Origin of the sequence: Nocardioides malaquae (genome assembly GCF_015070385.1) — a bacterium.
Classification (GTDB): Bacteria; Actinomycetota; Actinomycetes; order Propionibacteriales; family Nocardioidaceae; genus Nocardioides; species Nocardioides malaquae.
Genome location: NZ_JADCSA010000009.1, coordinates 130,848 through 142,915 on the forward strand (window position 1 = coordinate 130,848; position 12,068 = coordinate 142,915).

Annotated in this window: 12 protein-coding genes, 1 tRNA gene and 1 pseudogene; 8 read left to right on the forward strand and 6 right to left on the reverse strand. The window is 69.8% G+C overall.

Annotation, left to right across the window (positions count from 1 at the left end):
* Window positions 1–23: 23 nt before the first annotated feature.
* The 5 genes from IEQ44_RS10885 (at window position 24) to IEQ44_RS10905 (ending at window position 5,538) form a co-directional block, all read left to right on the forward strand.
* On the forward strand, window positions 24–665 hold the full coding sequence (locus IEQ44_RS10885; RefSeq protein WP_193638482.1) for a hypothetical protein: 642 nt from the start codon (window positions 24–26) through the stop codon (window positions 663–665).
* A gap of 56 nt (window positions 666–721) precedes the next feature.
* Complete coding sequence (locus IEQ44_RS10890) at window positions 722–2,062, forward strand: uracil-xanthine permease family protein (protein WP_193638483.1); 1,341 nt, start codon at window positions 722–724, stop codon at window positions 2,060–2,062.
* Between the two features lie 140 nt (window positions 2,063–2,202).
* A complete protein-coding gene (locus IEQ44_RS10895) occupies window positions 2,203–4,017 on the forward strand; it encodes an N-acyl-D-amino-acid deacylase family protein (protein ID WP_193638484.1) in 1,815 nt (604 codons plus the stop codon).
* 88 nt (window positions 4,018–4,105) lie between these two features.
* Window positions 4,106–4,936, forward strand: coding sequence for an SDR family NAD(P)-dependent oxidoreductase (locus IEQ44_RS10900; protein ID WP_193638485.1), 831 nt, complete (start codon window positions 4,106–4,108; stop codon window positions 4,934–4,936).
* 128 nt (window positions 4,937–5,064) lie between these two features.
* A complete protein-coding gene (locus IEQ44_RS10905) occupies window positions 5,065–5,538 on the forward strand; it encodes an Ltp family lipoprotein (protein ID WP_193638486.1) in 474 nt (157 codons plus the stop codon).
* Between the two features lie 115 nt (window positions 5,539–5,653).
* On the opposite strand, the gene IEQ44_RS10910 is transcribed toward IEQ44_RS10905, so the two are convergent.
* The 5 genes from IEQ44_RS10910 to IEQ44_RS10930 all read right to left on the reverse strand — a co-directional run bounded on the left by IEQ44_RS10910 (window position 5,654) and on the right by IEQ44_RS10930 (window position 9,572).
* The gene (locus IEQ44_RS10910; protein ID WP_193638487.1) at window positions 5,654–6,055 is read right to left on the reverse strand and encodes a universal stress protein; all 402 of its coding nucleotides are present in this window, start codon (window positions 6,053–6,055) and stop codon (window positions 5,654–5,656) included.
* Window positions 6,052–7,578 carry a tripartite tricarboxylate transporter permease gene (locus IEQ44_RS10915; RefSeq protein ID WP_193638488.1) on the reverse strand — a complete coding sequence of 509 codons (1,527 nt, stop codon included), beginning with the start codon at window positions 7,576–7,578 and terminating at the stop codon, window positions 6,052–6,054. The genes IEQ44_RS10910 and IEQ44_RS10915 overlap by 4 nt, the downstream gene beginning before the upstream one ends.
* Window positions 7,578–8,081, reverse strand: a complete 504-nt coding sequence (locus IEQ44_RS10920) for a tripartite tricarboxylate transporter TctB family protein (protein ID WP_193638489.1) — start codon at window positions 8,079–8,081, stop codon at window positions 7,578–7,580. Before IEQ44_RS10920 ends, IEQ44_RS10915 begins: the two co-directional genes overlap by 1 nt.
* The gene (locus tag IEQ44_RS10925) at window positions 8,078–9,100 is read right to left on the reverse strand and encodes a Bug family tripartite tricarboxylate transporter substrate binding protein (protein WP_193638490.1); all 1,023 of its coding nucleotides are present in this window, start codon (window positions 9,098–9,100) and stop codon (window positions 8,078–8,080) included. Before IEQ44_RS10925 ends, IEQ44_RS10920 begins: the two co-directional genes overlap by 4 nt.
* Window positions 9,101–9,242: 142 nt before the next feature.
* Complete coding sequence (locus IEQ44_RS10930; RefSeq protein ID WP_193638491.1) at window positions 9,243–9,572, reverse strand: hypothetical protein; 330 nt, start codon at window positions 9,570–9,572, stop codon at window positions 9,243–9,245.
* Between the two features lie 296 nt (window positions 9,573–9,868).
* Here IEQ44_RS10930 and IEQ44_RS10935 point away from each other — a divergent pair.
* Window positions 9,869–9,941: transfer RNA gene (locus IEQ44_RS10935), tRNA-Arg, on the forward strand.
* 20 nt (window positions 9,942–9,961) lie between these two features.
* Here the strand turns inward: IEQ44_RS10935 and IEQ44_RS10940 are convergent.
* Window positions 9,962–11,212 carry a DUF2254 domain-containing protein gene (locus IEQ44_RS10940; protein ID WP_193638492.1) on the reverse strand — a complete coding sequence of 417 codons (1,251 nt, stop codon included), beginning with the start codon at window positions 11,210–11,212 and terminating at the stop codon, window positions 9,962–9,964.
* Between the two features lie 78 nt (window positions 11,213–11,290).
* On the opposite strand from IEQ44_RS10940, the gene IEQ44_RS10945 reads away from it, so the two are divergent.
* Together IEQ44_RS10945 and IEQ44_RS10950 are read left to right on the forward strand one after the other, a co-directional pair.
* Window positions 11,291–11,626 (forward strand): YnfA family protein, encoded by a 336-nt coding sequence (locus IEQ44_RS10945; RefSeq protein WP_193638507.1) that lies wholly within the window; start codon window positions 11,291–11,293, stop codon window positions 11,624–11,626.
* A 203-nt stretch (window positions 11,627–11,829) separates the two neighbouring features.
* Window positions 11,830–12,068 (forward strand): annotated as a pseudogene (locus IEQ44_RS10950) (HNH endonuclease); the annotation flags it as partial.

Genomic DNA, 12,068 nt, shown 5'->3' on the forward strand with positions numbered 1-12,068 from the left:
GACCGGGCGTAGGATCGGCGGACGTGAACGACACTCCGTGGATCGAGGCCCGCACCATCGACCTGGAGAACGTGCGGGAGACCTACGCGCTCGCCGCCCGTCACGTGCTCGCCGACGTGGCGGGCGACTACCACGCGGTGATCACCGTGCCGGAGTTCGCCCGACAGCTCCAGGAGCGCACGCGCATCCGCAACCGCCAGGCGCCGGGCCTGTGGATCGGTGACGTGCTCTACCGGGTCGCGAAGGACTGCCTGCGGCGACGCGAGCCGCTGCTCGGCTCCCTGGTCGTCGGCACCGACGGCCTGATGCCGGAGTGGTATGCCGACACCGTCAACGCAGTGCGCGGCGACACCGTGGCCAACCCCCAGATGCACGCGGCCGAGGAACGCCTCGACTGCTACCGGACGCACGGCGCCGACCTGCCCCCCGGAGGCGGGGAGGCCGCACTGCCGCCGACGCGTGAGCCGGCCCGCCGCCCGCGTGCCGCCTCCTCGGGCGCGGCGACCCGCACGTCGACGGGGCGGGCGAGCACACCGCGTACGCCCCGCGCCGCCGCCAGCACGCGCCCGGCCGCGCCCGCCAAGCCGGCCCCGCCGGCGGAGAAGTTCTGCCCCACCTGCTTCATGGTGCTGCCGGCCACCGGTCAGTGCGACACCTGCGACTGACCCCCGGCCCACCCCATCCGACCGCGCCCGCGGTCCCGCTCCCCAGGAGGAAGTCCGTGCCCTGGACCCTGCACGGCGACGGCAAGTCCGTCGCGCCCGACGCCATCGTGAAGCCGGGCGAACGCCTCGGCTGGCCCCAGACCATCGGCTTCGGCGCCCAGCACGTCGTCGCGATGTTCGGCGCCACCTTCCTGGTGCCGCTCATCACCGGCTTCCCGCCGAGCACCACGCTGCTCTTCTCCGGCATCGGGACGCTGCTCTTCCTGGTCATCACCCGCAACCGGGTGCCCAGCTACCTCGGGTCGTCGTTCGCCTTCATCGCCCCCGTGCTGGCGGCGACGAGCGGTGACGACTTCAGCGCCGCGCTCTTCGGCATCGTCGTCACCGGTGTCGCCCTGGCCGTCGTGGGCCTGGTCGTCAACGCGGTCGGCACCGGCTGGATCCACGCCCTGATGCCGCCCGTGGTGATGGGGGCCATCGTCGCGCTGATCGGCTTCAACCTCGCCCAGGCGTCGTGGAACAACGTGATCAACCTCGACGCGGGTGGTTCGTTCATGCCGGGCCGCAAGCCGGCCGACAACGAGAGCGTCCTCCTGGCGACCGTGACGGTCGTGGCCATCGTGGTCATCGCCGCGGTCTTCCGCGGACTCATCGGCCGCATCGCGGTGCTGCTCGGCTTCGTGGTCGGCTACCTGGTCGCCCTCGCGATGGGCGTCCTCGACTTCACGGGCGTCGAGGCAGCCGCCTGGATCGGCTTCCCGGAGTTCACGACCCCCAGCGTCGACTGGGCCGTCCTGCCGATGTTCCTGCCCGTCGTCTTCGTGCTGGTCGCGGAGAACGTCGGCCACGTCCGCTCGGTCGCCCACCTGGTGGAGGACGACTCGATCAACGAGATGACCGGCAAGACCCTCTTCTCCGACGGTGCCGCCACGATCATCGCCGGCCTCGGCGGCGGTTCGGCCACCACGACCTACGGCGAGAACATCGGCGTCATGAGCGCCACCCGCGTCTTCTCCACGGCCGCCTACTGGGTCGCCGGCGTCATCGCGATCCTACTGGCGATGTCGCCCAAGGTCGGTGCCCTGCTCTTCACGATCCCCAACGGGGTCATCGGCGGCGCCACGCTCGCGCTCTACGGCATCATCGGCCTGATCGGCGTGCGCATGTGGATCGACGCCCGTGTCGACTTCGGGGTGCAGCGCAACCTCTTCCCCGTCGCCGTCGCCCTGATCCTGGCGATGGGAATGGGCAACGACGTCCTCACCTTCGGCGACATCAAGCTCGGGGGCATCGCCATCGGCACCGCCGCCGCACTGGTGCTCTACCACCTCATGGCCGGGCTCGAGAAGTTGCGCGGCGACGAGGTTCGCAGCGAGGAGACACCGGCCAAGGCCTGACTCCCCCGCTGCACGCTCGCTCCACGAAGGGCACCTCCACCTCGGAGGTGCCCTTCGTCGTTCGCGTCGCTTTCCTCGCCAGATCATGTGACCTGCATTACATTCACGACAGGGGGCCGAGCGGAGCGAGGGAGACACGCATGAACCAGTTCGACGTGGTCGTCAGGGGCGGCACCTACTTCGACGGGACGGGCGCCCCGGGACGACGCGCCGACGTCGGCATCCGGGACGGCCACGTCGCCGCCGTCAGCGAGACGCCCCTGCCGGTCGACGGGCGTACGCGCGTGGTCGAGGCCGAGGGCCGCTGGGTGATGCCGGGCTTCGTCGACGCGCACACCCACTACGACGCCGAGCTGGTCGTCGCGCCGGGGCTGCACGAGTCGGTGCGCCACGGCGTCACCACGGTGCTCGTGGGCAACTGCTCCATCTCCGCCGTCTACAGCGACGCCCTCGACGTGGCCGACCTCTTCAGCCGGGTCGAGGCACTGCCGCGGGAGTCGGTGCTCGCCGCCATGCGGGAACGCAAGACCTGGCGTACTCCGCAGGAATGGGCGAAGGCGCTGGACGAGCTCGCACTCGGGCCGCACGTCGCATCCTTCCTGGGCCACTCCGACGTACGCGCCTCGGTGATGGGGCTGGGCCGCTCCACCGACCCGGCCCACCGGGCCAGCCGGTCGGAGATGAAGGAGATCGAGCGGCGCATCTCCGAGGCGCTCGACGCCGGCTTCATGGGTGTCTCGACGATGACGAACCCGTGGGACAAGCTCGACGGCGACCGCTACCGCTCGCGTACGTTGCCCTCCACCCACGCGAGCTGGAAGGAGTTCCGACGGGTCAGCCGGCTCCTGCGCCGCCGCGACGGCGTGCTGCAGGGGGTGCCGAACCTCAACACCAAGGTCGACGTCGCCTTCTACGTCACCACCTCGATGGGCCTCTTCCGCAAGCCCCTGCGCGTCTCGCTGCTCTCGGCCGCTGACACCCTCGCCGAGCCGTGGGTCAACCGCATCTTCGCGCCGCTCGCCTTCGTCGCCAACCGTCTGGGGCGCGGCAAGTTCGTCTGGCAGCACCTGCCCACGACCTTCCAGGTGTGGGCCGACGGCATCGACCTCGTGGTCTTCGAGGAGTTCGGCAGCGGCCGCGAGGCGCTGCACCTCAAGGAGGAGATGGGCCGCAACGACCTGCTGCGCGACGAGGCCTACCGGCGTTGGTTCCGCGAGGACTTCGAGAAGCGGTTCAGCCCACGGGTGTGGCACCGCGACTTCGACGACGCCCGCATCGTCGAGTGCCCCGAGGAGGCGCTCGTCGGACGCACCGTCGGCGACGTGGCCCGCGAGCGCGGCCTGCACCCGGTCGACTGCTTCCTCGACCTCGTCGTCGAGCACGGCACCGCCTTCCGGTGGACCACCGTGATCGCCAACGCCCGCGAGAAGGTCGCGCAGCGGCTGCTGAAGACGCCCGGCGTGACGATCGGCTTCTCCGACGCGGGCGCCCACCTGCGCAACATGGCCTTCTACAACTTCGGCATCTGCCTGCTCGAGCGGGTGCACCGCGCGCAGCAGGCCGGCATGCCGTTCATCCCCCTGGAGCAGGCGATCCACAAGCTGACCGGCGAGCTCGCCGATATTTACCGGCTCGACGCCGGGCGGATCCGCGAGGGCGACCGGGCCGACCTCGTCGTGGTCGACCCTGCCGGGCTCGACGCGTCGGTCAAGGAGTATGCCGAGGCGCCGCTGGAGGAGCTCGGTGGCGTGCGGCGGATGGTGAACCGCAACGACGCCGCCGTGCACGCCACGATCATCTCGGGCCGGGTCGTCTTCGGGCGGGGCGAGTTCGAGCCCGGCTTCGGCACCACGTTCGGCACGGGGTCCTTCCTGCCGGCCGGACGGAAGGTCGCTCCCCGGGTCGTCGAACGTGGGGCGGAGCGGGAGGTCGGCCCGCGCAGCCAGGCCTCCTGACCACTCCCCCGTCCAGCAGGCATCGTCACGCTCGCCGCGGGGAAGGGTGGGAGTCAGCGTCTCCGACCCCTACCCCCCGAGGACCGACATGACCGCCAGGACGATCGTCATCACCGGTGCCAGCGACGGCATCGGCGCCGCTGCCGCCAAGGTCTTCTCCGAGCGGGGTGACACGGTCGTGCTGGTCGGGCGCGACCCGGTGAAGACCGAGCGGGTCGCCCGCGAGCTCGACGCCCCCTTCCACGTCGCCGACTACGGGGACCTGCAGCAGGTGCGGCAGCTCGCCAAGGAGCTCTACGACTACGCCAACATCGACGTGCTCGCCAACAACGCCGGCGGCATCATGGGCGAGCGCCGCGTGACGGTCGACGGCTTCGAGCAGACCTTCCAGGTCAACCACCTGGCGGGCTTCCTGCTCACCGAGCTGCTGATGCCCAAGCTGGTCTCCAGCCAGGCGACGGTGATCCAGACCTCGAGCGTGGCGTCCCGGACCTTCGCCGACTTCCGGATCGACGACCTGCAGAACGAGCGCGACTACACACCGCACAAGGCCTACGGCAACGCCAAGCTCGCCAACATCCTCTTCACCCGCGAGCTGCAGCGCCGCCACGGCAGCGAGGGCGTCTCGGCGGTCGCCTTCCACCCCGGCGTCGTCGGCACCAACTTCGCCAACGAGCAGGGCACCTTCCTCCGCGCGCTCTACCACACGCCCGTCGTCAAGAACCTCTTCACGATCAGTCCGGAGAAGGGCGCCGAGCCATTGGTTCGGCTCGCCGACGGCACGCCCGACGTCGACTGGGAGCCGGGTGGCTACTACGAGAGGAAGAAGCCCGGGAAGCTCGCCCCCGCGGCGCGCGACGAGGCTCTGGCGGCGCGGCTGTGGGACGAGTCGGCGGCGATGGTGGGCCTGGAGCACTGAGCCGGTGGAGGGCTGAGCCGGCGGAGTGCTGAGCTCCGCGCTCTTCGCACGATGTTCTCCGTTCTCCTGCGGCGAGGCTCGCGGCATCCCATGCTGGATCCCAAGAGACATCACCATTTGGGGGACAAATGAAGATCAAGTACGCAGTCGCCGCAGCACTGACAGCTCTCCTCATGACGGGGTGCGCCATGGAGGTCGACGACGGTGGCACCGCCGCCGACCGGGCCGACGTCAACAACCAGGACGCGAAGTCCAAGGACAAGAAGTCGAAGGACAAGGCCACCTCGAAGAAGGCAGACTCGGAGCCGAAGGAGACTGTCGCCCAAGAGAACGCCCGTGAGTCCGCGGAGTCCTACCTCAACATGTCTGCCTTCTCTCGCAAGGGTTTGATCGAGCAGTTGGAGTTCGAGGGTTTCTCGCGGCAGGATGCGGAGTACGGCGTGGACGCGCAGAACGCCGACTGGATGAAGCAGGCCGCAGCCTCGGCGGAGAGCTACCTCGAGATGTCCTCCTTCTCCCGTCAGGGTCTGATTGACCAGCTGAAGTTCGAGGGCTTCACGCCCGAGCAGGCCGCGCACGGAGCGACTGCCGTGGGTCTCTGACCGACTCATCGGTTGACCGCCGCCGCCCCCGAGGTCTTCAGGGACCGAGGGGGCGCACCTTCGGTCGTCTCCGCAACGATGATGTGCGAGAAGGACTGAGCCGGACGCCCGAGGGTCAGGTCCCCCGGGCGCCGGGCTTCACCGCGAGCACCGCGCAGGGGGCGTCCAACAGGACCCGCTGGGCGACGCTGCCCATGATCATCTTGCCGATGGGGGTGCGCGGACGCAGTCCGATGACGAGCACCTGGGCGTCGGCATCACGGGCCGCTTCGACCAGCAGCTGCGAGACGCCGGAGCCCATCTCCTGGCGGAACTCGATCGGCACGTCGTAGGAGTCGAGGCGCTCCCGCAAGGCAGGGACCGCCGACGTGCCCACGAACCGGTCATCGACGTACGTGTCCCCCAGGGTCGCGTTGACGACGAGCAGGCGCGTGCCACGTCGCCGCGCCTCCCGCACCCCTGCGGCGAGGGCTGCCTCCCCGAACTCGTTGGGCATGTAGCCGACCACGACCGTCATCGCTCCACCTCCTGCATCTCCGGGACGACGCGCTCCGGAGGACGGAGACGCGCCAGGACGAGCGGCACCACCACGGCCAGCACGACGACCACGTAGATCGCGATGGCCAGGCCCTCGTTGAAGAGGCCGCTCACGTCACCACCCGAGACGTCGAGCGCCTCCCGCAGCTTGACCTCCATGAGCGGCCCGAGGATCACGCCCAGGATCAGCGGCAGCACGGGGATGCCGAAGCGCCGGATCGCCAGCCCGACCGCGCCGAAGAGGAGGAGCAGGGCCAGGTCGAACGGGTTGCGGTTGACGCTGTAGGCACCCAGCGACGCGAAGAAGAGGATGCCGGCGTAGAGCTGCGGCCGCGGGATCCGCAGGAGCCGCGCCCACACGGGCGCGAGCGGCAGGTTGATGACCAGCAGCAGGGCGTTGCCGATCAGGAGGCTAGCCAGCAGCGTCCAGATCAGGGCCGACTCGTCGTCCATCAGGGTGGGGCCGGCGACGATCCCGTACTTCTGCATCGCGGCAAGCAGGATCGACGCCGTGGCGGTCACCGGCAGGCCGAGGGCCAGCAACGGCACGAACATGCCCGCGGCGCTGGCGTTGTTGGCGGCCTCGGGACCGGCCACGCCCTCGATGGCGCCGTGCCCGAACTCGTCGGACCGGCCCTTGCGGTGGGCGAGCTTGCGCTCGGTGACGTAGGACAGGAAGGTCGGCGTCTCCGCACCGCCGGCGGGCAGCGCGCCGAAGGGGAAACCCAAGGCGGTCCCCCGCAGCCACGGTCCCCAGGAGCGGCGCCAGTCGTCACGGCCCAGGAAGGGACGGCCCACGGGGATCACCTCGAGGGGACGGCGGCGCAGGTGCGCCGCGGTCCACAGCGCCTCACCGATCGCGAAGACGCCCACGGCCACGACGACGATGTCGATCCCGTCGGCCAGCTCCAAGGTGCCACCGGTCAGCCGGGCCTGGCCGGTCGACTGGTCGAGGCCGACCAGGCCCACGGTCAGGCCGATGAAGAGCCCGATGAAGCCGCGCAACCGCGAGGCCCCCAGCACGCTGCTGACCAGCACCATCGCCAGCAGCATCATCGCGAAGTAGCTGGGCGCCCCGATCTTGACCGCCTGCTCGGCCAGCGTGGGCATGAAGAACACCACGAGGAGCGTGCCGATCGTGCCGGCGATGAAGGAGCCGATGGCGGCGGTGGCCAGCGCCTGTGCGGCGCGGCCCTGCTTGGCCATCCGGTTGCCCTCGACGGCGGTCATCACCGAGGCGCTCTCACCGGGGGTGTTGAGCAGGATCGAGGTGGTCGAGCCGCCGTACATCCCGCCGTAGTAGAGGCCGGCAAACATGATGAGCGCCTGGGTGGCGTCCAGGCCGTAGGTCACCGGCAGCAGCAGGGCGAGCGCCATCGCCGGCCCGATGCCGGGCAGCACGCCGACGAAGGTGCCGAGCAGCACGCCGATGGCGGCGAAGGCGAGGTTCTCCCAGGTCAGGGCGGCGGTGAAGCCGTCGAGGAGGAGGCTGAAGGCGTCCATCACAGGATCCCGTCCAGCACGCCCGGACTCAGCGGGACGCCGAGGCCCGAGTAGAAGAAGTACCAGCTGGAGACCGACAGCACCGCGCCCGCCGCGAGGTCGACGAGGAGGGCACGACTGCCCAGGACCCTGGCCGCGCCTGCAAAGAGCAGGGCTCCGGTGATCGCCCAGCCGAGCACGTTGACCAACAGCAGGTTGAGCACCATGATGCCGACGAGCTGGCCGACCGTGACCCAGCTGGCCGGCGAGGTCAGGTCGACGTCCTCGCCCTCCTCGGCCTGCGGCACGTCCCCGCGCACGGCGGCGACGGCGAGCAGCGCACCAAGCAGGACCATGCCGCCGCCGATGACGTAGGGGAAGAGCCGCGGCCCGACGGGGTCACCGAAACCGACGTTGAGGCCTCTGGCGTCCACGACGGTGTAGATGCCGACCAGGGCCAGCGCGAGCGCGAGCCCGTACTGCGCGCGGTCGGAGGTGCGTACGTCCGTGGTCGTCGTGCTCACAGCAGCCCCAGATCCTCGAGGGTCCCCGAGACCCGCGCGTCCTGCTCGGCGAGGAAGTCGCCGAACTCCTCACCGGTGATGAAGTCGTCGGTCCAGCCGTTCTTCTCGATCTGTTCAGCCCACTCGTCGGTCTCGTGCATCTCCTCGAACCAGCCGATGAACTCGTCGACACGCTCCTGCGGCACGTCCGGCGGCGCGAGCACGCCGCGCCAGTTGATGAAGACCAGGTCGACGTCCTGCTCGGTCAGCGTCGGTACCTTGGCGAGCGGGCCGGAGGGATACCGCTCCTCCCCCGAGACCCCCAGCACGCGGAGCTCGCCGCTGCGGATCGATCCCTCGAACTCGGCGAGGCCGGAGAAGCCGACGGCAATCTTCTCGCCCAGCAGGGCACTCGTCAGCGGGCCACCGCCGTCGTAGGAGACGTAGTTGACGTCGTTGGGGTCGATGCCGACCGTGTCGGCGAGCTGCATCGGGAAGAGGTGGTCGGGGCCACCGGGCGAGGAGCCGCCGCCGACGGCAATCGAGCCGGGGTCCGCCTTCCACGCCTCGACCAGGTCGTCCAGGTCCTCGAAGGGCGAGTCGGCCGGCACCAGGATCCCCTCGGGCTCGCTCATCAGCTGAGCGATCGGGGTGGCGTCGCGGACGCCGTAGTCGGAGCCGAACGAGTAGGTAGAGCCGACGACGCCGAGACCCACCGTCATGAGGGTGTCCTCCGCACCCGCACGACCGATCATCGCGGTCATCGCGACCGCACCGCCAGCGCCGACGACGTTGTCGACCGTGAAGCTGCCGCCGGTGATGTCGTTGGCCTCCATCACCTCGACCGCCGCGCGCCCTGTGAGGTCGTAACCGCCCCCGGGGCTGTTGGGGATGATCATCAGCATGTCGTTGCCCTGGTCCCCGCGCGTGACGCCGCATGCCTGGACCGCGAGCAGCACTGTGGCAAGGAGCGCTGCCGCCAGACGCGCCGCAGCAGGGCGTACGTGCGTACGACGAGACCGCGGCGCCGAGAGGGTCATCCCCTCATAGTGGACTGCGTGGGGGTGGGTGTCACCCCTCCCGGGTGGGACCGCTCGAACCGTCAGACTCCCGACCGGGTCCTGAGCCGCCCCGCGCCCGTCCCGGTGGGCGGAACAGTGGCTCTGATCGGGTGAACCAAGCTCACTGCTCGGCGGAGTCGACCTGCTCGCACTCGATCACGTCGCCGGTGGGGCCGTAGAACTTTCCGGCCTCCTCGTCTTCCACGCGGAGACGTCCCCGCTCCTCGATGGCACGCCGCGGGTCACTCTCAGAGACCTTGATGCGGTAGGACCAGGACACGCCCTGGTCGCTCAGTTCCCGCGTAAATCTCACCGAGTCACCAGAGCGGTACGCGTAGGCGAGCTCCAGTTGCCCCCCGAGGTCTTTGCAGGAGATGAACGCCTTCTCCTCACCCCAGTGCTCGCTCTGGTACCAACCGAAGGCGCACGCCGCGGCTGCGATGCTGCTCACGACCGCCACGGTTGTCGGGAGTACACGTTTGATGTCCACGGGTGGAGTGTGTCAGGGACGTCAGGAGGCATCAGGTGCCTCGGGGGCAAAGCACTCTCCATACCCCACACGAACCGGAGTTGGCGGGCACGCGAACCGGGCGCCACTGCTGGCTGTCACAGGTCGTCGAACGGTTGCGTGCCACCTCGCCGAGGCGGCGTCTCCGGCCGTTAGACTCCCTTCGGGTCCTTTGCTGAGATGGGACGGACTGCACGGGAGTTGTCCCGATGTTTATCCCCAGTGAAGTTCCCACCCCCGCCTCCGTAGCTCAGGGGACAGAGCAGCGGCCTTCTAATCCGCCGGTCGAAGGTTCGAATCCTTCCGGGGGCGCCGCGCGGGTCGCCCCGCGGTCACGTCCGCGGGGCGGTCGCGAGGGCGTACGCCCGGTGCACCTCGTCGCGGTCGGCCACGAGGTCCAACGCCGCCTCCGCACGCTGCAGTGCCTCTGCGGCCGCGGCGACCAGGGCGGTGCGCCACTCCGGCCCGGGGGCGCTGGCGACGAGGGTGGCGATCTCCTTCTGCAGACGTACGGCTACCTCCACGACCGCTGCGCCGTCGCGGGCCGTGGGACGGAAGGCGTCCACCACGAAGTCGTCCAGGTCGATCTCCGCGAGGTGGACCCGGTCGTGCTCGACCTCGGCCTCGCCGTCCACCTGCTGCGCCACGTGGAGCACACGCTGCAACGCCGAGAGCACCTCGACGGCGGTGCCCGGGTCGTTGATCCCCGGCGAGAGGCCCTTGCTGGAGATCTCCGACAAGGAGATCAGCCCCAGACGGGGGTCCTGGTCGAACGAGCGGTGGTGGGCGATGACGAATGCCCGGCGCAGTCGCTCGGCCGCGGCGTCGGAGACCGGCTCGGAGGTGGAGAGCAACGACGTCACCCGGGAGACGCGTGCCCCGGCTCTCGCGTGCACCCAGACGGTCACACCCTCCTCGGCTGCCACCTGCTGCAACCGAGCCGCGTCGAGCCGGACCACGTAGCCCGGGATGTCGGCACAAACCCCCGACGCCTCCGCGGGCGGGTCCACCCACCGGGCCGCACCCAGGCGCGGGGACCGGCAGTACTCCTGCATCGCCTCGGTGGCCGCCTTCTCCACGCGGTCGATCACGTCGGCCATCCGACCGAACACCGTCAGGAACCCGATCCACCGCAAGAGGCTCACCAGCACTGCGACCACCACCAGGATGGAGCCCACGAAGAGCACCGTCCTGCCGGTCTCGGAGTAGACACCGAGCGAGAGCGCGACGATGCCGACGACGGAGAAGGCGAAGGCCCCCACGAAGGTGGACAGCGCGTTCTGACTGGTGCGGTCAGCGAGGAAGAGCTGCGTGGAGCGTGGAGTGCCGGCGCTCGCCGCCGAGGAGTAGGCCGAGACCATCGTGGTCAGCGAGAAGGTGGTCACCGCCAGCATCGACGACGCCAGGATCGAGAGGATCTGGGAGACCGAGTCCTGCCCCAGCTCGACGGCGAGCCGGTCGGGAAGGAAGTGGCTGACCACCCACGCCAGCACGCACAGCAAGACTGCTGCCAACGTGTAGACGGTCGCGCGGAACCAGATGCCGCGGGTGAACTGCTGCAGCGCATCGAGCCAACGAGTCATGCAGGCAGTCCACCACGACTCAGCCCTCAGGACCGGTCAGGTCCCGCGACGCTCCGTTGCGTGCGGGAGAATCTCGCCATGGACACCGCGCGCTCGATCGCCCTCTTCGTCGCCGCCGCCCTTGCCGAGATCGGCGGAGCGTGGCTCGTGTGGCAGGGCGTACGCGAGCACCGCGGTCTGCTCTGGATCGGCGCGGGGGTGGTCGCGCTGGGTCTCTACGGCTTCGTCGCCACGCTGCAGCCTGACGCCCACTTCGGCCGCATCCTCGCCGCCTACGGCGGAGTGTTCGTCGCTGGCTCCCTCGCCTGGGGCATGGTCGTGGACGGGTTCAGGCCGGATCGCTACGACGTCGTCGGTGCGGCCATCTGCCTCGTCGGCGTGGCAGTGATCATGTACGCCCCGCGACCTGCCTGACCCTCTTGTGTTCGAACTGCTGTTCGAATAGAGTGCTCGTAGGTCGTCACTCAGGACACCGGCTCCCACTCGCTTGGGGGATCCGGAGACGGTGGCGCCAGTTGCAAGGGTGACGTGATCGTCCGGGGTGTCCGGGCCTCCAGGAGCAACGACGTACAGACCGCTGTGGAGCGGTGTCGTCGAGGCGTGCTGGGGGGTGTCGGGTGTCGCGAGTGCTGGCCGCGTGTGAGGTGATCGAGGCCGAGCTGAAGTCGTTGGCCGAGGTGAACCCGATCTTCATGAGCACCGAGGAGAAGGCCGAGGCCCTGAAGCGCACGGTGGCCCTGGAGAGCCAGTTGACGGAGCTCCGGTTCCGGGTGATGGCCTCCTCGCAGGACGTCGCTGAGGCCCAGGGGTTCCACTCGGTTGCGCCGTGGCTGGCCCACCACGCCCATGTACGCCG